17 protein-coding genes and 1 tRNA gene are annotated in these 24136 nt (G+C 60.9%); 11 read left to right on the top strand and 7 right to left on the bottom strand.

Translation table 11 applies throughout. The features are described from left to right. Positions 1 to 94: 94 nt before the first annotated feature. Together IAE77_RS15740 and IAE77_RS15735 are read right to left on the bottom strand one after the other, a co-directional pair. Positions 95 to 2149 (bottom strand): TonB-dependent receptor, encoded by a 2055-nt coding sequence (locus tag IAE77_RS15740; protein WP_294228167.1) that lies wholly within the window; start codon positions 2147 to 2149, stop codon positions 95 to 97. Positions 2150 to 2382: 233 nt separating this feature from the next. Further along, positions 2383 to 2457: transfer RNA gene (locus IAE77_RS15735), tRNA-Arg, on the bottom strand. A gap of 228 nt (positions 2458 to 2685) precedes the next feature. Here IAE77_RS15735 and IAE77_RS15730 point away from each other — a divergent pair. The 3 genes from IAE77_RS15730 (at position 2686) to IAE77_RS15720 (ending at position 8053) form a co-directional block, all read left to right on the top strand. Then, positions 2686 to 4677: a VCBS repeat-containing protein gene (locus IAE77_RS15730; RefSeq protein ID WP_294228165.1), complete on the top strand. Its 1992-nt coding sequence runs from the start codon at positions 2686 to 2688 to the stop codon at positions 4675 to 4677. Next, positions 4674 to 7151 carry an exo-alpha-sialidase gene (locus tag IAE77_RS15725; protein WP_294228164.1) on the top strand — a complete coding sequence of 826 codons (2478 nt, stop codon included), beginning with the start codon at positions 4674 to 4676 and terminating at the stop codon, positions 7149 to 7151. Before IAE77_RS15730 ends, IAE77_RS15725 begins: the two co-directional genes overlap by 4 nt. 296 nt (positions 7152 to 7447) lie before the next feature. Further along, on the top strand, positions 7448 to 8053 hold the full coding sequence (locus IAE77_RS15720; RefSeq protein ID WP_294228163.1) for an HNH endonuclease: 606 nt from the start codon (positions 7448 to 7450) through the stop codon (positions 8051 to 8053). A gap of 69 nt (positions 8054 to 8122) precedes the next feature. Here the strand turns inward: IAE77_RS15720 and IAE77_RS15715 are convergent, their stop codons facing one another. Continuing rightward, positions 8123 to 9037: a sugar phosphate isomerase/epimerase family protein gene (locus IAE77_RS15715; protein ID WP_294228162.1), complete on the bottom strand. Its 915-nt coding sequence runs from the start codon at positions 9035 to 9037 to the stop codon at positions 8123 to 8125. 113 nt (positions 9038 to 9150) lie between these two features. On the opposite strand from IAE77_RS15715, the gene IAE77_RS15710 reads away from it, so the two are divergent. Then, positions 9151 to 10389, top strand: a complete 1239-nt coding sequence (locus IAE77_RS15710) for a glycosyltransferase family 39 protein (RefSeq protein WP_294228161.1) — start codon at positions 9151 to 9153, stop codon at positions 10387 to 10389. On the opposite strand, the gene IAE77_RS15705 is transcribed toward IAE77_RS15710, so the two are convergent. Next, entirely contained in the window at positions 10390 to 11274 is an 885-nt protein-coding gene (locus IAE77_RS15705) for a class I SAM-dependent methyltransferase (protein ID WP_294228159.1), read from the bottom strand. A 155-nt stretch (positions 11275 to 11429) separates the two neighbouring features. On the opposite strand from IAE77_RS15705, the gene wecB reads away from it, so the two are divergent. The 4 genes from wecB to IAE77_RS15685 are packed head-to-tail and all read left to right on the top strand — an operon-like array spanning position 11430 to position 15885. Further along, a complete protein-coding gene (wecB, locus tag IAE77_RS15700) occupies positions 11430 to 12620 on the top strand; it encodes a UDP-N-acetylglucosamine 2-epimerase (non-hydrolyzing) (RefSeq protein WP_345780986.1) in 1191 nt (396 codons plus the stop codon). Between the two features lie 21 nt (positions 12621 to 12641). Continuing rightward, positions 12642 to 13595, top strand: coding sequence for a polysaccharide deacetylase family protein (locus IAE77_RS15695; protein ID WP_294228156.1), 954 nt, complete (start codon positions 12642 to 12644; stop codon positions 13593 to 13595). Between the two features lie 19 nt (positions 13596 to 13614). Next, positions 13615 to 14430 carry a glycosyltransferase gene (locus tag IAE77_RS15690; RefSeq protein ID WP_294228154.1) on the top strand — a complete coding sequence of 272 codons (816 nt, stop codon included), beginning with the start codon at positions 13615 to 13617 and terminating at the stop codon, positions 14428 to 14430. Positions 14431 to 14478: 48 nt separating this feature from the next. Next, a complete protein-coding gene (locus tag IAE77_RS15685) occupies positions 14479 to 15885 on the top strand; it encodes an FAD-dependent oxidoreductase (protein WP_294228152.1) in 1407 nt (468 codons plus the stop codon). A 3-nt stretch (positions 15886 to 15888) separates the two neighbouring features. Here the strand turns inward: IAE77_RS15685 and IAE77_RS15680 are convergent, their stop codons facing one another. Continuing rightward, positions 15889 to 16740: an amidohydrolase family protein gene (locus tag IAE77_RS15680; protein ID WP_294228150.1), complete on the bottom strand. Its 852-nt coding sequence runs from the start codon at positions 16738 to 16740 to the stop codon at positions 15889 to 15891. Positions 16741 to 16803: 63 nt separating this feature from the next. Here IAE77_RS15680 and IAE77_RS15675 point away from each other — a divergent pair, with 63 nt between their 5' ends. Then, on the top strand, positions 16804 to 17130 hold the full coding sequence (locus tag IAE77_RS15675; RefSeq protein WP_294228148.1) for a DUF4339 domain-containing protein: 327 nt from the start codon (positions 16804 to 16806) through the stop codon (positions 17128 to 17130). Between the two features lie 77 nt (positions 17131 to 17207). Here the strand turns inward: IAE77_RS15675 and IAE77_RS15670 are convergent, their stop codons facing one another. Then, positions 17208 to 18050, bottom strand: a complete 843-nt coding sequence (locus tag IAE77_RS15670) for an amidohydrolase family protein (RefSeq protein WP_294228145.1) — start codon at positions 18048 to 18050, stop codon at positions 17208 to 17210. 10 nt (positions 18051 to 18060) lie between these two features. On the opposite strand from IAE77_RS15670, the gene IAE77_RS15665 reads away from it, so the two are divergent. Beyond that, positions 18061 to 19446 (top strand): mandelate racemase/muconate lactonizing enzyme family protein, encoded by a 1386-nt coding sequence (locus IAE77_RS15665; protein WP_294228143.1) that lies wholly within the window; start codon positions 18061 to 18063, stop codon positions 19444 to 19446. A 7-nt stretch (positions 19447 to 19453) separates the two neighbouring features. Here IAE77_RS15665 and IAE77_RS15660 read toward each other — a convergent pair whose 3' ends face one another. Further along, positions 19454 to 20200: a sigma factor gene (locus tag IAE77_RS15660; protein WP_294228142.1), complete on the bottom strand. Its 747-nt coding sequence runs from the start codon at positions 20198 to 20200 to the stop codon at positions 19454 to 19456. A 91-nt stretch (positions 20201 to 20291) separates the two neighbouring features. On the opposite strand from IAE77_RS15660, the gene IAE77_RS15655 reads away from it, so the two are divergent. After that, positions 20292 to 23675, top strand: a complete 3384-nt coding sequence (locus IAE77_RS15655) for a serine/threonine-protein kinase (protein WP_294228140.1) — start codon at positions 20292 to 20294, stop codon at positions 23673 to 23675. Positions 23676 to 24136 lie beyond the last annotated feature (461 nt).

Raw genomic sequence — 24136 nt, 5'->3', positions numbered from 1 at the left:
CAAGCCAATGTTATTGAATTTATTTCAAATATGACGAAGACATTCAATTGAGTCGTTCAAATTTGAGAAACTCCAGGGCTCGCCTGATGAGCCCTCAAAACGACACCTTCATCCCTGCCACCAACCCACGCCCCGGCAACGGTAAACGTTCCTTCAGGAAGGACGTGTGTTCACGGGCATCCTCATTCGTCAGGTTCATCCCTTTGACATAGAAATCGACCGTGGTCGGCCCCTGCACCCACCGGTAGCTCAGCGCCAGGTTCACCAGGAAGTAGCCGTCCGTGGCGGTTTCATTCATCGCCACGCGATTCTGCGGCGCTGCGTAGATGCCTTCCAGCCGTGCACCAAAACCGCCGCGCTCGAGCACCAGCGCGTTCGTCAGGTGGAACGGCGGAATGCGTGGCAGGGACCCGCCTGTGCTGTCATCGCGGGCTCGGACGGCGTCTGCCTTGAATTCCCAGTGCAGGTTCGTCGCAGCCTTCTTCTCCTCCGTCACCGGATGAAGCAGATGCAGCGTGGCCTCCAGTTCGCCACCGATGAACTGCGCCCCCACGCCACGATACGCGTACTCAGGATTGAAGTCGGGCCCGGGGCCGGTGCCCCCCGTGGGAAACAGGCCGATGAAGCTGTCATACATGCTGTAGTAGCCACCCACACTGCCGGTGACCCAGCCGGTGCGTTTGCGCAGGTTCAGATCGAAGCTGACCGCATGCTCGATCCCGAGGCCGAAATCTCCGACCTCAAACGTGCCCGTCGCGGCATGATCTCCATTCGAGAACAGTTCCTGCGCCGTCGGCGCACGTTCGGAGTAGGTGATGGTGAAGGCCCCGGAGTATTCTTCATCCACCTTGTAAACGACGCCTGCCGACCCGCTCAGATTGTCAAAGCTGCGCTGGCGTGGGCTGCCAAACACGTCGTTGTCACGCGAACGCGTGGAAATGTGGTCGTATCGACCGCCGAACTGGAAGCTGAGAGGCCCCCGACTGATGTCCTCAAAGAAAAAGAGCGAGTTCGACTCGGTCACTGAGGGCGGCATGTAGGCCTCAGCCCCGGCCACAAAGAAGTCGCTGCGATCCGATTGGAAGCCGATCACGCCCTCCATGCCGGCGACCTTCTCGTGCTTCACTTCCACACGCGCATCGTAGCCGTCATTCTTGAAAACCGTGTTGTCCATCCCGTCCTCGTACTCGGTATGCTCATAGTCCGACCATGCAAAGCGCCAGTCGATCTCCTTGATGAACGGGAGCGGCTTGTAAAAGGCACCACGCACGTCCAGACGTGTCTGATAGAGATCGATGAACACCGATTCCTCCGCCGGGGAACCGTAGATGTTGTGAAACTCCGTCCAGGAGAAACCCACAAAGCCCTCGTCCCACACATAGCTCATGCCGGCGGAGAAACCCTCGTTCCGCAGACGCGTGTTGGGTGCCACGCCACTTTGCTCAAACGGAGGCGGATTGCGCTCCTGCTCCCCCACCGTCCGGGTGTTTCCCGGGATATGGTAATCCTCCGAAGCCCGCGTGAATGCCTCCACGTGAAACGCCAGGCCGCCGAGCCCGCCTTCCAACATCATGTTGGTCTGGTAACCCTGATCCACCGATGAAAAGCGGCCCCCCATCGATCCACGCAGAGTGCCATCGAGCTTTTCGTCCACGATCCGGCCATCAATCGCATTCACCACGCCACCGATGGCCCCGGAACCATACAGCAGCGTCGCCGGACCACGGATCACCTCCACAGACTTCAGATTCGACGGATCAAAACTCAACGCATGATCGAAACTCGCCGCCGAGACATCCGTCGTGTTCAGACCATTCTGCAGAATCCGCACCCGGTCGCCCTCAAGGCCGCGAATCACCGGTCGGCTGGCCGCCGGGCCGAAAAACGAACTGCTCACCCCAGGCATCCGTGCCAGCGTCTGGCCCAGCGACGGCTCCAGAGCCAGATTCAACTGCTCCGCCGTCATGATCGACGCCGCCTGAGCCTGCTCATGCAGCGGCCGGTCCAGCGGAGCCGAGATCACAATCTCATCCAATGTGATCACCTCCCCCTCATGATTATGCGCCGGATCATGGCGCTGCTGGGCCAGCAAGTTCACGGCAGAACCTGCGACAAAAACGAAGGCAAAGAAAAAGGGAGAGGTTTTCATGCGAGCCGCCGATTAACCGCAATTAACTTGCATGTGCAAGTTATTTGTATTTAAAATGTTGTCACACCGCCTTGTTTGGAAGCTGATCAGGCTTTGCAGCCCGGAGCCGTTTGGGAGGCCGCCGCATGCGTCGATGTCCGCTCGTCACGCCCCCGTCACCTCAACACCCGTCTTTGGACGTCCCTTTTCGTCCCTCCACGTCCTTTCACCCTCCCACACAGCGCTTCTCTCGCTGGTATCCCGGACAGGAATCGAACCTGTATCTAGAGTTTAGGAAACCCTCGTTCTATCCATTGAACTACCGGGACACTTTGTTGGATCCAGGCTGGATTAAGTCGCCAATGCCATTGGTTTCAACTGCTGGTTACACCATTCAATATGAAAACTTCAGCCGAACCCTGGCAGCAGCGACCTATGCAAACCTTTATCGAGGCAGATCCAGGCACCCCAAGTCCATTCTAGACGCTTCATTCAGACATGATGAATGCGCGTGAATTCTGGCGCGACGACCGTCGTTGAGGTGGAGTTTGATGCCTATGAAACAACCGCTCTACCTCTTGCTGGTCGCCACGCTTTGCAGTGCCGCCGAACCGCATCTGCCGCCAGGCACGAAGGCGCTGCAATCCGCAGCTCCGAACGGGCGCGGGCCGCTGGCACTGGTGAATTTGAACCATCACGTGCTGGGGCATGCACGGGTGTTTGGCGGAAAGCAGCCGGATTTGTTCGTGGCTGGGTATGGCGGGCCGCAGGCGGTGCATTTGTTCAAGTGGGTGGACACGTCTGAAAACGGCGCGCCGGTGTTTGCGGAGCCCGTGGTGGTGAAATGCGCGTTCAAAGACAAGGGCAGCGTGTTTCAGCGGGACGGCGGTGCCGTGATCGGCCTCTGGATCGACAAGGAGGAACTCGTCACCACCGAATTTGATCGGGAGAAGCTCGAGTTTCGCGAAACAAAGCGTGAGAAACTGCCCAAGGCGGTGAAGTCGCCATCGAGTCTCGGTGTGCTGACGAATGGTGAGGGTTACGATCTCGCGTTTGAGCTATCGAATGGCGGCAAAGGCGCCGAGGGCAGCGCGAACACAGAGGAATGGCGTCCGTTCAACTCATCGGGCATCGCGGTTGGCGAGCTTCGCTATCGTTACCTGATCGGCTGGCCGGCGAAGGGTGAGGTGAGACAGATCACGAAGACAAAGAGGGAAGTGTTCTTTTCGATGCACGGCATCACCGGCATCGACCTCGGCTCCGGGCACGAGCGCGATCTCATCACGGGATCGCGGCAGGGCAACCTGGTGTTCTATCACAACAAAGCGGAGGGCGGTTTTGCTCTCGGAACGAAGCGCCTCGTCGCAGGCGAAGATGGCAATGCACTGCGGCATCCGAGCATCAATCCGAGCGTGGCGGCGTATCCGGGTGGGCTGATCGCGTGTGGCGAGGGATCGTTGTATTTTTACCGCTTCACCGGGAAGTGGGCGAAGACGGGTGCGCCAGTGTTTGCGGAGCCGGTTTCCGTTTTGCAGGAACATGCGGACCTTTATGCGGGCACACTGCCCTCGCCGACGACGGTGGACTGGAATGGCGATGGCGTGCTCGACATCCTGGCGGGCAATTCGGAGGGCTTTGTCCTTTTCTTTGAGAACGTCGGCAGCAACGACGAGCCGAAGTTTCTGCCTGCGACGCGTGTGCAGGCTGGCGGCCGCGAAATTCAGGTGCAGGCGGGCTATTCCGGCAGCTTGCAGGGTCTTCAAGAAGCTCGCTGGGGCTATCTCTCGCCCAATGCCATCGATTGGAATGACGACGGCGTGCTCGACCTCATCACCGGCGACATCACAGGCAATTACCTGATCTATTTGAACCGTGGCACAAAGACAGCGGCGAAACTCGATGCCGCACGCCCGCTTTACTGCGACGGCATCGACCTGCATGGCATGTGGCGCTGCCGTCCTGCCTTGGCGAAGATCGGTGGCCGGATTGCATTGGCCATCGTGGATGGCGACGACCATTTTCACCTCTACTGGCGCATTGATGACTACAACGTTGAAGACGGTGGCAAGCTGAAGCTCGACGACGGAAGGCTCATCGGCACCAGTGGCGGAGTTGGAGGCATGAGCGGACGCTGCAAACTGGATTTCTTCGACTGGAATCAAGATGGTGCTCTCGACTTCGTCATCGGCACCGGACGTGTGGTCGCGATTCCGGATCGTGAAACAGGCTATCCCATGGCTGCGCTCGGCCAAAACCCGGTTGTCGGAGGTTTGATCGGAAGTCTCGTGGACAAGGCGCTTCCAGCGAAGCTCAAGAAGACCATCGGCACACCGCTGGTGATGCTGAACACCGGCACGAATGAAGCAATGAAGTTCGCTCGTCCGCTCGTCTTCCGAGATGAGCAGAATGTTGTCATTCAGCCGGGCGGCGCACATGAAACGGGCGCTGTCGGCACCCTGCTCGGCGGCAACGGCCCGAACCTGCTCATTTGCAACGAGGCCGGACGCATGTTCCTGCTGCCGGGCAACAAGCTCCAAACAACCCCATGAAAACTGTCACTTTCTTGCTCGCGATCCACTGTGTCGCTTGCGGTGCCTCCATCGCGGCACCGGATGCATCATCCCCCATCATGCTTTCCGGGTCGTGGGTGCCGGAAAACACGCATGACATCGACTTCGCCGCGCTGCCGAGGGTGCCGTGTGAGCATGCGGTGATCAGCGATGTGCGGGCGAAAGGTGCTGATCTTGCCAAGCTGGACAAAAAGGGAGGCGGGGTGAACCAGCACAACTACCTCGCGCATCATGACGGGCAGTTCTGGGCCATGTGGAGCGATGGACCGGGCATCGAGGACCGAGTGGGGCAGCGGGTGAAGTTTGCGACGAGTGCTGATGGCTTGCAATGGAGCGAGCCGAAGTTCCTGACGCCGATTCCGCCGAACTCGGGGCCTGATTCGCCGCACTACGGCACGAGAACCGACAAAGGCATGCGCTGGATCTCGCGCGGCTTCTGGAAACGCGAAGGCGAGTTGCTCGCACTGGCTTCGCTGGACGAGGCGGCTGGCTTTTTCGGCCCCAGCCTCGAACTCCGAGCCTTCCGCTTCGATAAAGCCGCAAGCGAGTGGCGCGATGCAGGCCTCGTCTTTGACGACACCATCAACAACTTCCCGCCGATGAGGCTGCGCACGGGCGACTGGATGATGTCGCGCCGCCAGCACGACTACAAGACGACCGGTGTCCATTTCCTCGTCGGCGGCGTGAAGTCGTTGAGCGACTGGCAGTCCTTCCCCGTGCTCGGCAGCGCCTCGGAATTGAAGGCCGAGGAGCCCGATTGGTGGATTTTGCCGGACCAAACGCTCGCCGCCGTCTTCCGTGACAACCGCCGCAGCGGCTTCCTCTACCGCGCCTTCTCCAAAGACGATGGCCGCACCTGGAGCACGCCGCAGAAGACGAACTTCCCCGACGCCACCTCCAAAATCAGCGGCCTGCGCCTCCTCGACGGCCGCTATGTCCTCGTCTCGAATCCGAACCCGAAGAAGCGTGATCCGCTCACGCTCTCGATCAGCAATGACGGCCTCGTCTTCACCAAGATGCTCTATCTCGTCGGCGGCAGGCACATCGACTACCCACACGTCATCGAGCACGAAGGCAGCCTCTTCATCGCCTTCGCCGGAGGCAAGCAAAGCGTCGAACTGCTCAAGGTGAGGCTCAGTGATGTCGATGCCGTTCAAATGCCTGAGAAGCCGCTCACAACGAGTCGCGCAGCAGAATTCATCGAAAAAGCACACGTGGAGATCTGGAAACGCTTCATCTCTCCTCACGGCACGTTCTTCGACTACACCTCGCTCAATGGCGCGGTTGAATTGCCAACCGCCGAAGAGTGCGCGGCGGACAAACCGAACGCGCTGGGCTGGTGGTCGCCGATTGAGAACGGCGCGTTCTTTGGCGGTCTGTATCTCGATGCATTGTGCAATCGATGGAAGGCCACGAACGATGCACGCACGGCCGCGGAGGCGCGGAAGATCGCGGGCGGCCTTTTGAAACTCGCGGACATCGGCCGCACGCCGGGCTTCATCGCTCGCGGGATCGCCGCAGATGGCAAAGGTCACTACGCGGCGAGTTCCAGCGACCAGACCTATCCGTGGTTTTACGGCATGTGGCGCTATGCGACGAGCGGCTTGGCTTCTGCTGATGAAAAACAACGCGTGATCGACACCATGGTCAGCGTGGCACGCGGTCTGGAGGCGAACGAGTGGAGGATGCCCTGCGAGCGAAAAGAACTCGGCTATTTCGGTCGCTGGGCAGGCGGCTTCGAGGGCACCACTGGCATCCTTTCCGGTGCGGAGCCGCAGTTTGATGCCGCGACGCGGTTCCTCTTCGTTCTGCGGGCACTGCACCAGCTCACGGGCAATGCGCGGTGGCTTGCGATGTATCGCGGACGCCTCGTGGAGAAGGCTCCTGGCTCGAATCGCACGCGTGCGCAGGTTTGTGCGGACGGCGTGCAATACGTCGCGCCTGGCGAGCCGCCGCGTTATCCCGAAAGCCCGCCGATCTGGACCTCCGCCAGCTCGCAGGCCGCGCTGCGGGCACTGTGGGAAATGGAAAGCGATCCCGCGCAAAGGGCGCAATTCCAGCGCGGTCTCGATGCGAACGCCGCCAGCGCCGCCCGGCACATTTCGCGCTGCCAGGGCTACGACAACGCCAACACGCTTGTCTTTGACATCCACTGGCGAAACGTCCTCGAAGGCTGGAAACCGCAAAAAGACATCGGCGAGTCCGTGACGCTCGCGAAGCAGCAATACCGCGTCTGGAACAAGCAAAGCCCGCGCCGCCTCGCCGAGTTTGAAGGCATGCGTGATCCGCTTTTTGCCGCCTGGATCGTGAGCCTCAGTGACAACGTCAAAATCATCGCCCAATCACGCAACGACATTCACGCTGCCCTCACACACTACGACTGGAGCCGCCTGCACACCTGTCTCTTCTTCATGGCGGAGTGCGTTCACTGGCAGTTGGAGGCGGTGAAGTAGCGCAATCTCTCGCAAGTGCCAAAACGAGGCGGATTGGGCTTCAAATACGGCCTCAACAAGCAAATCTCCCTCGTCCTCCTGCCCTGAATGCACCACCCTTCGGTTTGGGTGTTTGGACCGCTGACCAAGGGCGTAGGAGGAAGAGTAGGAGTAGAAGAAGGAGGAAGAGGCAGGCAGAAACAAACTTGCCACTTGGCAAATCGCCGGGACTCGCCAGCATGCTCGTCCAACATCAAGGAACTCGCGCTGCATGTGTGATTTCCTTCGTGCCGAAATTCCAAACTCAGGAGCTGTGCATGAATGAAGTGTTGACCAAATCAACGGTACTAGTGCTGAACCGGCACTGGCAGGCCATCGACTCGAAAACGCCCATTGAGGCCTTTGGCATGATGGCGGCAGGAAACGCCACCGCGCTGGACATTCACGGGGAAGGGGACATGCGACCCGTGACCTGGGAGGAGTGGCTGACTCTGCCGGTGCGTGAGGGCGACAACAGCATCGGCACGGTGCACCGTCCGGTGCGTGTGCCGTCGGTCCTGGTGCTGGCCCGCTTTGACAAGGTGCCAAAACGCCGGCCGAAGTTCTGCGCGAAGGCGATCTGGGAGCGAGACGGGGGCGTGTGCCAATACACAGGCCGCAAGCTCAAGCCAAGCGAGGGCAACATCGATCATGTGGTGCCGATCTCACGCGGTGGGGCGAGCACCTGGGAGAATTGCGTGCTGGCGGACCGCAAGATCAACAGCCGCAAGGGCAGCAAGCTGCCTGAGGAGGCGGGATTGAAGCTGCTGCGGCGTCCCTTTGTGCCGCGTGAGCTGCCGGTGACGCATCTCATCAAGAACCACCACAAGGTGCGCGACTGGGAGGTGTTTTTGTCGGGAGGCAGCGGTGTGTTTGAGGTGTGACCAAGGAGCGGGGGACTCTGTCCCCCGTGAAATCTCTGAAGGGGGACGGAGTCCCCCATTCCTTGGGCGTCAGCCCAGCTTCGCGCCGACTTTCTTGAGGATGGCCTCCAGCATGCGGCCGTATTTGACGTAGCTGTCGTATTGCTCCTTGGCCTTCTGCTCGGGGGAGAGGTTGTCGGCGGCACCGGCACCGTGGAAGACGACGGCAACGTGCGGTTCGATGCTGATGTAGCCTTCGTAACCGGTATCGACGAGGTCCTTCATGATGCGCTCGGTCTGGCCTTCGCCTTCGCCGGGGAAGGTGTAGGTGGCGTCGTTCTTTGCCTTGTCCCAGATGCCGTCTTTGACGTGAACGTGGGCAATGAAGGGTTTGATGGCCTGGTACATCTCCCACGAGTCCTGCTTGTGGCCGGGACGGTCGCGGTCATCGATGAAGACGGGATTGCCGGTGTCAAAGACCCACTTCATGCCCGGCACGGCCTCGGCCATGCGCTTCACATAGGTGGGGCTCATGCCGCCCCAGTTCATGCAGTTCTCGTGCACGACGGTGAGGCCGGCGTCGGCGAAGCGCTTGTTGATTTCGTTCATGCGCTTGATGCGCTCGGGAGCAAACTGCTCCGCGTCGTCCTGGCCGTCGGTTTTGCACACGGCGTAGCTCATGACGCGAATGAGTTTGGCTCCAAGGCGCTGCATGCGCGGGATGGCGCGGCTGATCTCGGCCTCGGTGATGCTGAAGTCGTCGGTGATCTTTTTGGCCCAGTTGCCGATGAGAGAGCCGAAACCGCTCACTTTCATGCCACGCTCCTGCAGACGGGATGCGACCTTGTCGAACACCGCGTCCGGAATCTCATGCAGATTGCCTTTCACACCGTCGAATTCGACAACGCGTGACTCGATGCTGTCCCAGCCGAGTTCCTGGTGGGCCTGGATTTGCACATCGAGGGATGCGCCTGCTTCGTCTGCGATGCCGGTGAGCTTGATCATGGTCGGGAAAGGGTGGGGGATGGAGTGGTGGATTAGTGGAGGGATGGAGTGGCCTTGCAAGGTTCGGCTTTGACAAAACGCGGGCGTTCGGCGGACGGTACGCTATGTCTGTCGTGCCAGCCTCCACCAAACGCCTCGAACTCCTGCTGTTTGGAGGCACCTTGCTGCTTTACATCGCGGTGACCCTGGTGGCGAACCGCCCTGACCTGATCTGGGATGAGGGCCGTTATCTGGCCTTTGCGAGGAATCTCACACAGGGCTTTTACGCCGACCCGAAAAATGCCGACATCATCAATGGGCCGGGCTATCCGCTGCTGCTCGCCGTGTTGCTGATGGTGAAAGCGCCGTTGATCGGCCTGCGCATGGTGAATGCTCTGTTCATGGCTCTGGCGGCGTGGTTCAGCTTTCGTGCGGTGAAGCCGTATGCGGGGCCACGCTGGGCGTTGGGCGTGGCCTTGATCACGGCTTTGCATCCCAATCTTGCTCGCACCGCTCCTTACTTGATGACCGAGGCGCTGGCCGTGTGCTGCATCGCCGGATTTGCGTGGTCGTTTTCCGCCGCTTTGCGTCCGGAGAAGGCAAACTGGCTCATGATGATCGGCGCGGCGGTCGTTTTCGCCTCGCTGACGATGACGCGGGTGTTCTTCGGCAATGTCATCATGGCTTCCGTGCCATTTTTGGTGTTGTCGGCCCTGTTGGTGAAGCGTGAGCGGGGGCGCATCCTGCGTGCGCTGACGGTCATGCTGGTTTCATTCGGCCTCTGTGTTCCGTGGCTGGCGTACACGAAGGACAAAACCGGCGAAAACCTGTGCTGGTCCACCGTTGGCGGCGAACTGCTCTACTGGATGACCAGCACCCATGAGGGAGAGAACGGACACTGGTTTTCCGTGGAAGATGCGCAGACGAAGCCGGAGTTGGTGGCGCATCACCGCGAGCTTTACCTGCCTTACTACGAACTGCCGGTGAAGGAGCGCGAGGAACGCTTCAAGCAGCTTGCGGCGGAGCAGTTGAAGGCAAATCCAGCAGGAGTCTTCAAAAACTGGATCTGCAACTGGGGACGGCTCATCATCGGCCATCCTCGTTCGTTCGAGCGGATGGATGTCACGGCGATCGTGTTGCTTGTGATCAATGGTCCCATCGTCCTGGCGCTTCTTTGGGCCTCTGTGGTCGCCTTGAGGCGCTGGCGGGAGGTCCCGCCCGAGATCTGGGTCATCGGGCTGCTTTCTTTCATCTACATTGGCGGCAGCAGTGTCGCGCCGGGTTTGCCGCGTTACACCGTGGTGCTGTGGCCGTGGATCGGCCTCGGCATCGCTACGATGCTTTCGAAGAAGCCGGAAATGACGCCAGCCTGATCACGCACACGGCTTGCGGGCGATCACCTTCATCTCGCCAATGTAGAGCGGCACGATCCACTGGCGCAGCTTTTTCGGGATGACGGCGGATGCGAGCTTCATCACGCGATAGATGAGTGGGTTGAACTCGATGAACTGCGTCAAACCGTAGTCGTAGGTGAGCGGCTTGAAGGTGCGGGCCACAAGGACGGGTTCCAGGCCCACCTTGAGCATCAGCTTGCCGATGATGTCGTGGTCGAAGTAGTGCAGGTGCTCCTCGGGGATGTAGAACCACCAGCGCGCCCCCATCAGTTTCGAGAAAAGGCTCGACTTGTCCGGCATGGTGAGCGCCGCATGACCGCCGGGCTTCAGACGCTTCGCGATGTCGTGAAGGAAGGTCAGCGGATCGAGCACATGCTCCAGCACGTCGAAGGCGGTGATGCAATCAAAGGCGGCCGCGTCCGCCACATCTTCCAGGCCTCCGCATTTTACCGGGAGGCCGGCGGCGACCGCCTGATCCACGGCCACGCTGGAGAGCTCCACGCCTTCCGCCTGCGCACCGAGTGCCATAGCTTCACGAACGAACACACCATTCGCACAGCCAACGTCCAACCAACGGCCCTGCGGTTTGATCACGGGCGTGATTTCCTTCAGGCGCTGCCTGGCGGTCATCGTCTTCATCTCCTCCGCCGAGGTGAAGGTCTGGTACATGCCGCTATTGAACTGCGAGTCATAGTAGGCCTGCAGATCTTGCAGAGAGGGCAGGGGAACTTGCTTCTCCAGCCCGCACTGGGTGCAGGCCCAGAACTGGCGGCCCTTCTTTTCAAACAGCCACCGCAGTTTCACCTCGCCGCAGAGCGGGCAGGAAACCTTATTGTCGGAAACTGCTGGGCGTCGGTCAGACATGCCGGAAAGATCGGGGTTTGGCTTGTTATGGCAATTATTTAGTTCATGCACGGCGTTCGAACTCGCCTCTCAAACATGAGATTTTTCGAGCCCATTAGCCGCATTTGAGATAATTTCCATAATTTAGAGTTGCTTGCGGTAAGTGCTGGCTTATCATGGTAATTATGAATTTAGATTTAAATTCCGGTTCAAGCCGCTCCAAAGTCCTCGTCTGCCTCGGAACGCGTCCTGAACTGATCAAGTTCGCTCCCATGATCCGGGCGTTGGAGAAACGGGGCGTCGATCTGGTCACGGTGAACACCGGACAGCACACCGATCTGCTCACGCCCCTGTTTGAGGTGTTTGGCATCCACCCGCATCATCAGTTGGAGACCATGGTGGCCGGACAGAGCTTGAATGCGCTAGGTGGCCGCCTGCTGGAGCGCCTTGACCCTGTCCTGGAGGCTGAAAAGCCGGACCTCGTGCTCGTGCAGGGCGACACAGCGTCCGCCGTGATGGGATCGCTCGCTGCCTTCAACCGCCGCATCCCCGTCGGCCATTTGGAAGCCGGTCTGCGCTCTGGAAATCCGCTCAGCCCGTTCCCGGAAGAAATGAACCGCCGCCTCGTCGGCCAGATTGCCGCGTTTCACTTCGCTGCGACCGTGCGCAACCGCCGCACGCTTCTGGATGAAGGTGTTTCGGCCGATTCCATTCACCTGGTCGGAAACACGGTCGTCGATGCGCTGCACCAGACTCTTTCCGGCACTCGTCCGGGCAAGACGGTTGAATTGATGCAGCAGTGGGCGGCTGGAAAACGCCTGGTGCTCGTCACCACGCATCGACGTGAGAATTTTGGCGAGACGATGAGCCAGCACCTGCGGGCCTTGCGTGAGTTCATCGAGCGGGAGCCAGATCTGTGCATGGTTTTCCCCGTGCACCCGAATCCGAACGTGCGCGCCGCCGTCGCCGCGGAACTCGACCACCATCCGCGCATCCGTCTGACCGATCCGATGGGCTACTGCGACTTCGTTCATCTGCTTTCCCACGCCTGGCTGATTGTTTCAGACTCCGGCGGCATCCAGGAGGAAGCCACCGCGCTCGGCAAGCCGATGATTGTCCTGCGTGAGAACACCGAACGTCCTGAGGCTGTGGAATGCGGCGTGGCGCGTCTCGTTGGCGAATCCCCCGAACGCCTCCGTGAGATGCTGGACACGGCGCTGAATGATGACGTCTGGCATGCCAGCGCCAGCCGTTCCCGCGATGTCTTTGGCGACGGCCGCACGGCCGAGCGCATCTGCGACCTCCTCTTCGGTGCCCAGGAAAAGACCGTCGCAAAGCAGGCGCAATCCCTGCCGCTCGCAGCCTGATCTTTTGCCCACTTTCGCGTCATGAAACCCGTCGCCAGCATCTCGCTCGATCTCGACAATCTCTGGAGCTACCTGAAAACGCAGGGCGCTCCGGGATGGGAGACGTTCCCGAGCTATCTGGACAAGGTCGTGCCGCGCATCCTCGACGTGCTGGCCCGCTGCGACCAGCGCATCACCTTCTTCATCGTCGGTCAGGATGCCGTGATCGAGTCCAACCGCCGGTCGCTGAAGCTCATCGCCGACGCCGGGCATGAGATCGCGAATCATTCCTTCATGCACGAGCCCTGGCTGCATCTTTACAGCCGCGAGCAACTGCATGCGGAGATCGGTGGTGCGGAAAACGCCATCGCCGCTGTCACCGGCAAGAAGACACGCGGATTCCGTGGTCCTGGCTTCAGCACCTCGCCTCTCGTGCGCGATGTCCTGGCGGAACGCGGTTACGAGTACGACGCGTCGATCTTCCCCAGCGCGCTCGGCCCCGTTGCTCGTCTGTTCTTCTTCCTGAACTCCACACTCTCCGCCGAGGAAAAAGAGCGGCGCAAGGGCCTCTACGGCAAGTTCAGCGACGCTTTCGGCCCGTTGAAGCCATTCACCTGGGAAAACGGTCTCGCTGAAGTGCCAGTGACCACCATGCCGCTCTTCCGGCTGCCGGTGCACACGACTTATCTGATGTTCCTCGCACAGAAATCAGAGTTTCTGGCGAAGCTCTACTGGAACACTGCCGTCACACTTTGCCGAGCACGCGGCGTCGCTCCTTCGTTGCTGCTGCATCCGACCGATTTCCTCGATGTCACGGACGTTCCGCAGATGAGCTTCTTCCCAGGCATGAAACTGCCTGCGGAGAAGAAGATCGCCCTCGTCGAGCACACGATCCGCAGCCTGCAGCGCCACTGGCAGGCCGGCACGATGGCCGATCACGCCGCCTGCGCGGGTTCAGTGGCCGCGGCCCCGCAGCTTTCCATCCAGACCGCTTAACCGAAAACACACCACCACCATGAAGACACCCACCCAGGTCAACGAAGTCGCCATCGTGCTGCCCGCCTACAACGAGGAGAAAGATCTCCCCGTGCTGCTCGAAAACATCCGCACCACGATGGTGGACATGCCCTTCAACTACAACGTCGTGGTCGTGGATGACGGCTCAAAGGATCGCACAGCCGAAATTGCGCGTGAATTTGCCCAAAAGATGCCGCTGAAGCTGGTTCAGCACGAGGTGAACAAAGGCCTTGGCGAAGGCATCCAGACCGGTCTTCGTGCAGGCTGGCTCGTCGGTGACGTCGTCGTCGTCATGGACTCCGACAACACGCACAACCCGATCTACATCCAGGAAATGGTGAAGCCGATCCGCGACGGCGACGCCGACGTGGTCATCGCCTCGCGTTTCCAGGCCACCAGCATCGTGCATGGCGTGCCATTCTTCCGCCAGGTACTGAGCTGGGGTTGCTTCGTGATGATGAAAACGCTGCTGCCGTATCGCAACGTGCGTGACTACTCCACCGGCTTCCGCGCTTATCGCAGCCTCACGTTGGGCCGTCTCATCAAGAACTCCGGTGAAAAGATCATCGAGGAGTCCAGCTTTGCCTGCATGCTGGAGCTGCTGCTCCGCCTCCGCTGGGTCGGTGCCCGCGCCATCGAGATTCCCTACACCCTGCGCTACGACCTCAAAGTCGGTGTCAGCAAGATGCGCATCTTCCGCACCATCCGCCGCTACTTCAATGTGATCGGCAAATACTGGGCGAAGGACGTTCTGCCGCAATCCGACGAGCCGTCTCTCAGCGAGCTTCGCGCCCAGCTCCGTGCGCGCGCCTGATCCGCAGTCATTCGTCATTCGGAATTCGACATTCCTCATTCATCTCTCATGCGTCCAGTCACTCATTCCATCGCCGTCCTGGGTGGAGGCATTTCCGGTCTCACCTGCGCTCTGCGTCTCGCCCAGGCAGGACAATGCGTGACGCTGATCGAAGGCTCCGACCAGCTCGGCGGGCTCGGAACGTTCTTCGAGCATGACGGGCGCACGTTTGAAAAGTTCTATCACTGCACCCTGCCCAGCGACGGGCCCCTGCTGTGCGTGCTGGAGACGCTGGGCATCCGTGAAGATGTCTATTGGAAGCCCACGACCTTCGCCTATGCGCATCAGGGCCGGTTCTTTCCGCTCAACACAGCGCTGGACCTGCTGAAGTTCGCCCCGCTGCGCTTCATCGACCGCATTCGTGTCGGCATCACCGGTTTGTATGGCCGTCTCGTGTCCGACAAGGGGCTGGACGACGTCACGACCGTGAAATGGCTCTCGAAACTCAGCGGAGCACGTGCGTTCGCGAAGTTCTGGCAGCCAATGCTGGAGGCGAAGTTTGGGGATCGCTATCACGACGTCCCAGCGCTCTGGTTCTGGACCCGCTTCAATCGCGAGAAAGGCGAATCGAAGGGCGAGTGCAAAGGCTACATCAAAGGCGGCTACAAACACATCACCGACAGCTTTGTGAGTGCCTTGCGCTCGTTCGGCACTGACATCCGGCTCAAGACCGCCGTGCAAAGCATCGACCTCGCTGAAGACGGCCGCGTTACTGTCACGACCAGCGCTGGAGCCGAGCAGTTCGATCAAATCGTCGCCACGCTGCCCACACCGCAGATCGATCAGCTCATCGGCCCTGCCATGCGCGCCCAGATGCCAGCGCTCGACACCAGCACCGACTATCAAGGCGTCATCAACTGCCTGTTGTTCCTCAAGAAGCCGCTCACGCCGCACTACTGGGGCGCCACGCCGGGGAGCGAGCATCCCTTCGACGGCGTCGTCGAAACCTCCACGCTCACCGAAATGGCCGATCGCGGCGACCGCCATGTGGTCTATCTCACCAAATACCTGCATCGCAGCGACGCACGCTTCACGCAGGACGAGGCCGCGATTCGTGCCGAATGGATTCCGGCGTTGAAGAAGCTGTTCCCACAGCTCCAGGACGACGACATCGAGGCCTCCTACATCTTCCGTGCTCCCTTCGTCGAGCCGATCTACAAACTCGGCCAGATGAAACTCCGCCCGCCGGAAGAACTCGTGCGCGGGAAGGTTTATCTCGCCAACACCGCGCAGGTCTATCCCGTCGTCACCTCCTGGAATGGCAGCGTCATCCAGGCCGAGCGCACTTTGGAGACGATGGGCTTCGACAACATAGGTCCGGTGGCTGCGAATGCAGGATCACGCACCGCGAAGCTCGAACTGGCAAAGCCACATGCCGTCGCCGCACCTTTGCGTCCAGTGACAGTGAAGGCTTGAACCTCACGCCAGCAAACGGGCCGCATTCTGCGAGGAGACACTCTGCTGCTGCGATTCATCGAGCGCCGACTCCTGCATCTTCAGTTTCGCGGACTCCCAGTAAAACACCGGCGCGAATGATCCGAACACCAGACGGTCCCGCGGCCAGGTTTTGAGCAGGTTTTCAACGCCGCCGACGCCTTCGATCATCGCGAAGTCCAGCCAGACATTCGGACAGTCCTGGAGATGCCTCAGCACCATGGACGCATTGGCATTCAGCAGCATCACACGCGCATCCTTGTGCTCCTTCAGGATGCCTGCCACCGGGGCCAGATCGACCGCAGGCACGCGCACCTGTGGATGCTGCGTGCGTTCGTCCTCCATCTGGGTCACGATTTGAATCAGCAGCCGGTGTTGCCCTGCAATCGCGAGCAGTTCGCGAAACGCCGCGGTGTCGAGCGCATGGCCGTGATAGTTCGGGTGCAGCCGGATCACCCGCATGCCGAGATCCTCAGCGCATCGCTTCACATCCTCCTGCCAGGATGGCAGAGCCAGATTGACCGTGCCACAGGGCCGGAACAGCGTGTTTTCGCACTTCTTCGCCAGCGCCGTGTTCACCTTCGCCACATCACGACGCAGCAACCCTTCAAACGCACCCGCCCAAGCCTCAGTCACACCGCGTTGGTGGAGATAATCGGCGAACTTGGCCGTGTTTTCGGCCACAGATTCGCGAAACGGGCTGGAGCCGAGATAAACATGGCAGTCGGTCAACGCGGCGTTCGTCTCGGCACGCATCGATGTGGCGGCCAGCGTGGCGGAGGTGCTCAGCAGGAATTTCCGGCGGTTCATGCGGCCAGCTTGAACGATCAGCTTCATGAAGGAAAGCCTTTCCTCACGCCCTTGCGCGGTTCATGAGCACGGCTTAGCCTGAGACCGACGATGAACTGGTACATCAACAACGCCGGAGCCGCTGAAGGGCCGAAAGATGCCGCCGCGATGGCGGAACTGGTCCGTGAGAAGAAGCTCGCGCCGGATTCGCTGGTCTGGCACACCGGACTCGAGGCCTGGCAGACCATCGCCGAGCTCTCGCCAGCCTGGATGGGCGGCAAAGTGGCCCCGGTCGTCGAGAAAAAGGAGGTCGTGGAAAAGAAAGACTCCGCCGTGCGTCGCCTCGCCGGTCCCAAAGCTCCCACGGCCGAAGCTGCGGAGAAGAAAGAAGGTGGCGGCCTGCTCCGGCGTCTGTTCGGCTTCGGAAAGAAGAAGTAGCGCCACCAACCAAGGAGCGGGGACTCCGTCCCCCGTTTGCAAATCCAGGGGGACGGAGTCCCCCATTCCGTGTCAGGCTACGCCTTCATTCCTTTCGCCTTCAAAATCGGCAGCATCAGGCCGCGCAAGTTGTCGCAGAATATCTTCTGCTTGTCCGCGTCACTGATGGCAGCGCCGTGCACCTTCGCGAGCTGGCTGGCAAAGCTGCGCCCGCCGCAATCGCTGCCATAGATCACGCGATCCGCACCGAGTTCACGCACCGCCATCTCCGTGAAGCCTGCAGTCGGGTCCGAGCCCGCCAGATCGGCATGCAGGTTCGTCTGGGCACGAATCGCACGGATTCCCAGCTCCCAGTTGCCGCCCGTGTGCCCGCAGATGATCGGCACTTCAGGAAAGCGCTTCGCCAGCGCCACCAGCTCGTCAGGAGTCGATTCACCCGCGTAATTGCCGTTCGTCTTGAACCACGTGTGTTGGAAAATGACCGCCTTCAGCTCCGCAGCTCGTTTGATGATCGCATCGATCGCCGGCACGGCGCAGCGTTCCGCCACCCACAGCTTCACGCCCACCATCGGGCCGTTTGCCACGCAGCGTTCCAGCTCTGCCAGGCTTTCTTTGGGATGCTTGGCGCTGAGGTAAACGAAGCCGAACGCACGATCCGGAAACGCCGCGATGGCACGCAGCACCTCGTTGTTTTGCGTCACCAAGTCGGCAGGCGACGGGTCTTGCGACCACTTCAGGCCCATGTAAACACACAGCCGCTCGATGCCCATGCGATCCGCATAGACCAACAGTTGCTTCAGCCGCTCCTCCGGTGTGAGGCCGGCGACGCCGGAAAGATGACAATGCAGATCCCAGATGCGCATGAGCGAGGCAACGTCGCCACCCAAGGTTTTCTTTGCGGGCAGAAGCACGCGCTTCATTTTGACTTTCATGTCCTCCACCAAGCCCACCGATGTCCGTGTCACCGCCGCCGAAGTGTTTTTCATCCCGGTCACGATGCGTGTGCCGCTGAAGTTCGGGCCGGAGACCGTCACGAATGTCGTCTGCCTGCGCGTTCGCGTGACGGTGGCCGATGGCAGCGGCAAAACGGCCCAGGGTTGGGGCGAGACACCGCTCAGCGTCTCATGGGTGTGGCCCAGCACGCTCAGCGTGGCCGTGCGTGCGCAGCGCATGCAGGATTTCTCCACGCTGCTGGCGAAACGCCTCGTCGAAGGCGGCTTGAGCGGACACCCGATGGAGATCGGCCACGACTTCATGCACGGCACGCTGGCCGCGACATTGCGTGAAGCCAACGCGCAGGCCGGAGGCGATGAAATGCCCTATCTAGGCTCGCTCGTGGCCTTTAGCGCCTTCGACATCGCCATTCACGATGCCTACGGCGTCCTGCATGGCCGTGACATTTACACGACTTACAACGCGGACTTCATGAACCGCGACCTTTCCACCTTCATCACGCCGGAGGAAGGCAGCGGCATCAGCTTCGCCGGACGCTATCCGCAGGACTTTCTGGTCATGGACGCACCGAAGCAGCTTCCCGTGTGGCATCTCGTCGGTGGTGTCGATGCGCTGGAGGCCTCCGACCTCACCGGCAACGAGCCGAAGGACGAGCATCCCGTGCTGCTGGCGGATTGGATCCAGCGCGACGGCCTGAAGTGCCTCAAGGTCAAGCTGCGTGGCACCGACGCGGCCTGGGACTACGAGCGCATGGTGCGCGTGGGCCGCATCGGCCTCGCAGGCGGTGTCACGTGGTTCAGCGCCGACTTCAACTGCACCGTGAAGGAGCCCGCCTACGTGAATGCGATCATGGACCGTCTGCTGCGCGATGAGCCGGAGATCTTTGCCCGCACTCTCTATGTTGAGCAGCCCTTCCCGTATGATCTTGAGGCGCATCAGATCGACGTGCGCAGCGTTTCCGCCCGCAAGCCGCTCTTCCTCGATGAAAGCGCCCACGATTGGGAGTTCGTCCGCCTCGGCCGCCGTCTCGGGTGGTCTGGTGTCGCTTTGAAGACCTGCAAAACCCAAACCGGCGCATTGCTGAGCCTCTGCTGGGCCAAGGCGCACGGCATGCCGCTCATGGTGCAGGATTTGACCAATCCGATGCTCGCCATGATCCCCCACGTGCGCCTCGCCGCGCATGCCGGCACGATCCAGGGCGTGGAATGCAACGCGATGCAGTTCTATCCCGAGGCATCCCTGCCCGAACAAGCCATCCATCCCGGCCTCTTCCAACGCCGCAACGGCATCATCGATCTCAGCACCCTCAGCGGCCCGGGCTTCGGCTATCGTGTGGGTGAGGTGAAGCGCGAGCTTCAGTGAGCCCGAGTCACTCGTCGCCGTATCGGCACAGCAAGTGCCAAAGGTGGTTGATGTCCTGCATGCTGATGCCCGGGCACGCCACGGCGGCTGCTTCGTCGAACCGGTTGCGGGCCTGGGTCTTCAACGTGCGGTTGAAAAAGGCCTTCAATTTCACCGGCGTGGTGCCGTGTTTCGCGGCCATTTCCTCCTGAGTGGGCACTGGCCGTGGAGGCCAACGATCCATCAGCACCAGAGGGAGGAGGTCGGAAACAAGGGCACCATTGTTTTTCTGAGCATGCCGCTCAATGACCGCCGCCTTCGCCACATGCCACACCTCGCGGGCTAGCATCAGGTCGAAGGTGGGTTCCGGGTCCAGTTGGGCGAGATGAGCGGCACGGAAGCTGTGCTCAGCGTGGTCGGGGTCAAACTCCACAAACTCCCTTCCACCTCCGCGTTTGAGGCGCGACTGGCTGGCGCGATGATTGATTTCCAGGTTCTTGAAGCATTTCATCAACCAGGAGCTGAAACGGGTGCCGCGTCTGGGGTCGAACCGGTTCAGCAGATCATCCCGAACAACCTCCACAAAGAAATCCTGCGCGCGATCCTGCGCATCCGCCTCCCGCAGTCCAAGCATGCGCGCATAGCCGTAGATGGAGGGGTAATAAGCCGAGCAGAACCGTGCCACTGACATCTCGCGCCTCTTCGCATCCGGTGAATTGAGTGCCTCGACGAGTGTTTGGGAAGTCGTGGGGAAAATGCGCGGGCCGGGATTCATGGGAGTTTGAAGGTTCCTACCATTTTCGCATGATTTGGTGACATTTTTCGCGTTCCAGTCTCATTCCCAGATCCGGAGCATTCCTTTGTTCATGCAGCCTTCGACGGTTCAATCCTTTCTCTCCCCCTTTGGATGGGATCAACGCTTTGAGTTGCTTGAGCGCGTGGGGGCCGGGGCCATGGGACAGGTGTGGCGCGCTCGTGAGGTCGCCACCGACCGCGTCGTGGCCCTGAAGCTGCTCGATTCGTCACGTATGGGCGATGAGCAGGCGCTCGCACGGCTGGAGGTCGAGGGCGAAACCCTGACCAAACTTCGCGAGGCCGGTGCGCATGAATCCGTCGTGCCCATTCTCGATTTCCAGATCAGAGGCGGGCATTTCTGCCTCGTCATGGAGTTCATCCCGGGCCTCGACTTGCGTAAGTGGTGCGCCACTCACCGGCTGGGCCTCCAGGAACGGGTGAAGCTGATGGTTCAGGCGGCCCGTGCAGCGGGCTGGTTTCATGGTCTTGGCGTCGTGCATCGCGATCTGAAGCCCGCGAACATCCTCGTCAGCGCCGTCACTCATCAGCCTGTCATTGTCGATTTTTCCATCGCCAAGGTGGAGAACGAACTGACTCTCACCCTGACCAACGAGGCGTTGGGAACGGTTCACTACATGGCTCCGGAGCAGTTTGACCGCCGCCGGTCTCCGATCTCCCCCGCGACAGACGTGTATGCGCTCGGGGCCACGCTCTACGAACTGCTCACTGACGTGCCGCCGCATCCCGGCGAGTTCACGGTCGTCGTTCAACGACACAACGACGAGCGGGCACCGGCCCGCCCCTCCGCGCTGAATCCTGCCATTCCGCGTGATCTGGAGTGCATCCTGTTGAAGGCACTGGCACACCGCCCGACGGATCGTTATGCGAATGGAACAGAACTGGCCGACGACCTCGAACTTTTCTTGAAGGGCCATCCCGTGAGGGCACGACACGTCTCTCGCATCACCCAAGTGTTTCGCTGGGCGCGACGAAAGCCTGCCCTCGCTGCGACGATGGTTGCCTGTCTTGCGCTCACAGGTTTTGCGGCTTGGAATGGCGAACGCGCGGTGCGCGAACGGCAGCGGCGGGAGCTGGAGGCGCGTCTCGCAGAATCATTGGTTCTTCAAAAATGGAGCCGCAGCCAGCTCCAGGCGGCGGAGGCGGATCTGGCCCGTCTGGCCCTGCTTTCTCCTGACAGTGCCGACCATCGCAGGTCCGCCCTGCTGGCGGATGTGTCGCATGACATCTTCTCCGCCCTTCGCCAGACTCGTGTCGGCGATGAACAATGGACATGGATGGTCGAGGCCATCGAATGGCTGCGGCCGCATGACCGGGCGGAGGCGGGCCGTCTCACCGGACTCCTCGATGCGCGCCGGGGAGGCTGGAGATCCCTCGCCGACCTGCACCCGCCATTCACGCATCTTCAGGGTCTGTTCCCCCGGAGTCATGTGCGCGTCTCCGGGGAGGACGGGCTGCTGCATCCCGAATACGATGGTCCGCCGGAGCAGCCCGCCACCATCACCGTCATGGACACCCTGCGCACTCCGGCGGAGGTGACTGCCACCTTCAGCGTTCCCGAGTCTGCCTTTCGATACATCGGCATGGGAGTCACCCACCTCGATTCGCGCGTGGACGTTGCCGTTTACAAGACCGGGAATGCTCCGCAGGCTGTCAAAAAAGCCGTGGGCGTGTCTGATCCCGATCCGGGCTCCTTCATTCTCTACCTTTCCCACAACCGAAGTTTTCAGACAGGCTGCCACATTCCGGACACCGCGCTTTTGCAAAAGCCTTTCACTCTGGCGCTGCGGGTGAACCAAAATCGTGCAGAGGCGGTCATCAACGGCGTTCATTCGGTCAAGGCCGAGAACCTGTTCCTATTGAGCAGTGCCACCGACACCAACTGGTGCCGCCTCTACTGGCCCAAGGCCATCGGACTCCAGGCACTCAGCATCCGGCAGTTGGAGCGGAAGGCCATCAGCCCGCTGGAGGAGGCGGATCTGCTGGCCTCCCAAGGACGCTGGCAGGACGCGCAGCGTCACTTTGAGGAGTTGACAGGCGCTCCGGACCATGGCGTTGAGGCGCGCTACAAGCTGGCTGCCGTGCATATCCAGCTCAAGGAATACGACGAGGCGGCCAGGCTCTGGGAGGGCATCCTGGCCGGCCCGCCCTCACCTTGGCGGGACTTCAGCGCTTATCACCTCTGGGTGCGGACAGCCACCACCAAGGGCCTGACGGCCGCCGCTGCCTGGCTGGAAAATCTGCCTGGCGAGGTTCCGTCCCACATCATTCGAAGCGTGGATCCGCAAAGCCAGGTCAAGTTGATCAATGCCTACCGCCGCTTGGGCGCGGGTAGCGGACTGCTGAACTCCGACCCCCGGGAAGTCCTTGCCGCCGCCAAGGCCCTCCGCCTGCTCGGCTGCTCGAATGTGGATATTGCCAACCGCTGTGCCTTTTCCTTTCATCAGGCATCGTTGGACGATGGAGCCAGACGCTTGTTGATGGCCGGGCTGGACATCAGCGAAGCGCGTCGCCTGTCCGTCGTTCCGGCCGATCATCTGGCTGCCCTGAACTGTCTGGCGCTCTGGTGCCGCATTTCACCCTCCGAAAAAGACTCCTCACTCGCCGCAAGGCTCGGGCACTGGCGAAATGAGATACCCAATGATCCCACCGTGCGGTGCCTCACCGCATTGGAGGGAGGCCGCCGCGCGGCGAGGGCGGGCGATCTTTCTTTGGCCGCTGCTGGTGCGTCAACGGCTCTCAAGCAGCAAGGAGGGGACACGCGTCTGCTGACCAGCGCAGGTTTGTTCGACGGCATGGTGTGCCGACTTCAAGGAGACGAGGAGGCAGCACAGGCCGCCTGGCGGCGGGCATTGGACAAAGCCACCGCCATCACCATGCGCAGCCCCCTGCACCTTTGTGACCGGGTCATCCTTCACACGCTGACTCAAACCTGGGACAAAACCATCGCTCATGAAGTCATCAGCGACCTCATCAGCCGCAACGTCGCTGACCATGCCCGCTCCGAGAGGCAAGGCCTGTTCCTTACCAGCTTCCTCGCCGATCCGGATTATATCGACACACTTAACGCGCTGTTCACCACGGAATCCGGCCGCCAGCTCGCGCGTGATTACGCTCTCTGCACGCTCCCGCCGCGTGAACTGCACCGGCGCTTCTACCAGCTCATGTTCGGGCAGTATTTCCGTCCATCAGGCTTTTCATTCGCTGGCGAGGGTGATGATGCCCGGCTGCCGCGAGTCGTCGCACAACTCGTGGAGGAAATGACAAACCCACGAGCCTCGGCCACCGATTTGTTTGCTCTCATCCGTGGTTGGAACGACCCAGGAGAAGCGCTCTCGTTTCTCCGCCGCGACTACCCGGCCAATCCATCGCTGATGGCAGAGCTCAAGTGGCTGTTGCGCCTGCGGCATTCATCCGCAGAAGGTCCCTGCCGGTAACGCGGTCACCCACAGCGGTTCGCTGCCACAAAAAGTTCCGGGCCACTGTCACCGCCATGCCCGCATTCTGGTATTCCCCGCCAGAATGACTGTTTTGTCCTCCAGCAGCCCGATTTCTCTCCGAAATGCGCACAAGGCGCGGCAGGGGAAGCTTCTCCTGCGCCATTCCGGCGATCTGCCGACGCAGGCGATGGATCTCCCGCCACATCCGGCGCATCTCCTGACGCGGGAGAACGATCTCCTGGCGCATTGCGGTCATCTCCTGCCGCAGGAGAACGGTCTCCTGGTGCATTCCGGACGTCTCCTGCCGCAGGAGAATGATCTCCCGGCCCATTCCGGCCGTCTCCCGCCGCAGGAGCTGCATCACCTGCCGCGCTTACCCCGCCCAAACCAAGTGCCTCGAACCGCTTCCCGCCATGAAAACGCTCTACTGGGACGCTGTGGACGAAAACGGCCGTCCC

It is taken from the genome of Prosthecobacter sp., from assembly GCF_014879935.1.
In the GTDB taxonomy this organism is placed as follows: Bacteria; Verrucomicrobiota; Verrucomicrobiia; order Verrucomicrobiales; family Verrucomicrobiaceae; genus Prosthecobacter.
The sequence above is the reverse complement of the archived record's forward strand: the minus strand, read 5'-3'. Positions and strand labels throughout refer to the sequence as shown.

Coding starts and splice junctions, on each gene's coding strand:
- IAE77_RS15740 (WP_294228167.1), bottom strand. CDS start 2,149: ATGAAAACCTCTCCCTTTTTCTTTGCCTTCGTTTTTGTCGCAGGTTCT.
- IAE77_RS15730 (WP_294228165.1), top strand. CDS start 2,686: ATGAAACAACCGCTCTACCTCTTGCTGGTCGCCACGCTTTGCAGTGCC.
- IAE77_RS15725 (WP_294228164.1), top strand. CDS start 4,674: ATGAAAACTGTCACTTTCTTGCTCGCGATCCACTGTGTCGCTTGCGGT.
- IAE77_RS15720 (WP_294228163.1), top strand. CDS start 7,448: ATGAATGAAGTGTTGACCAAATCAACGGTACTAGTGCTGAACCGGCAC.
- IAE77_RS15715 (WP_294228162.1), bottom strand. CDS start 9,037: ATGATCAAGCTCACCGGCATCGCAGACGAAGCAGGCGCATCCCTCGAT.
- IAE77_RS15705 (WP_294228159.1), bottom strand. CDS start 11,274: ATGTCTGACCGACGCCCAGCAGTTTCCGACAATAAGGTTTCCTGCCCG.
- wecB (WP_345780986.1), top strand. CDS start 11,430: ATGGTAATTATGAATTTAGATTTAAATTCCGGTTCAAGCCGCTCCAAA.
- IAE77_RS15695 (WP_294228156.1), top strand. CDS start 12,642: ATGAAACCCGTCGCCAGCATCTCGCTCGATCTCGACAATCTCTGGAGC.
- IAE77_RS15690 (WP_294228154.1), top strand. CDS start 13,615: ATGAAGACACCCACCCAGGTCAACGAAGTCGCCATCGTGCTGCCCGCC.
- IAE77_RS15685 (WP_294228152.1), top strand. CDS start 14,479: ATGCGTCCAGTCACTCATTCCATCGCCGTCCTGGGTGGAGGCATTTCC.
- IAE77_RS15680 (WP_294228150.1), bottom strand. CDS start 16,740: ATGAAGCTGATCGTTCAAGCTGGCCGCATGAACCGCCGGAAATTCCTG.
- IAE77_RS15675 (WP_294228148.1), top strand. CDS start 16,804: ATGAACTGGTACATCAACAACGCCGGAGCCGCTGAAGGGCCGAAAGAT.
- IAE77_RS15670 (WP_294228145.1), bottom strand. CDS start 18,050: ATGAAGCGCGTGCTTCTGCCCGCAAAGAAAACCTTGGGTGGCGACGTT.
- IAE77_RS15665 (WP_294228143.1), top strand. CDS start 18,061: ATGTCCTCCACCAAGCCCACCGATGTCCGTGTCACCGCCGCCGAAGTG.
- IAE77_RS15660 (WP_294228142.1), bottom strand. CDS start 20,200: ATGAATCCCGGCCCGCGCATTTTCCCCACGACTTCCCAAACACTCGTC.
- IAE77_RS15655 (WP_294228140.1), top strand. CDS start 20,292: ATGCAGCCTTCGACGGTTCAATCCTTTCTCTCCCCCTTTGGATGGGAT.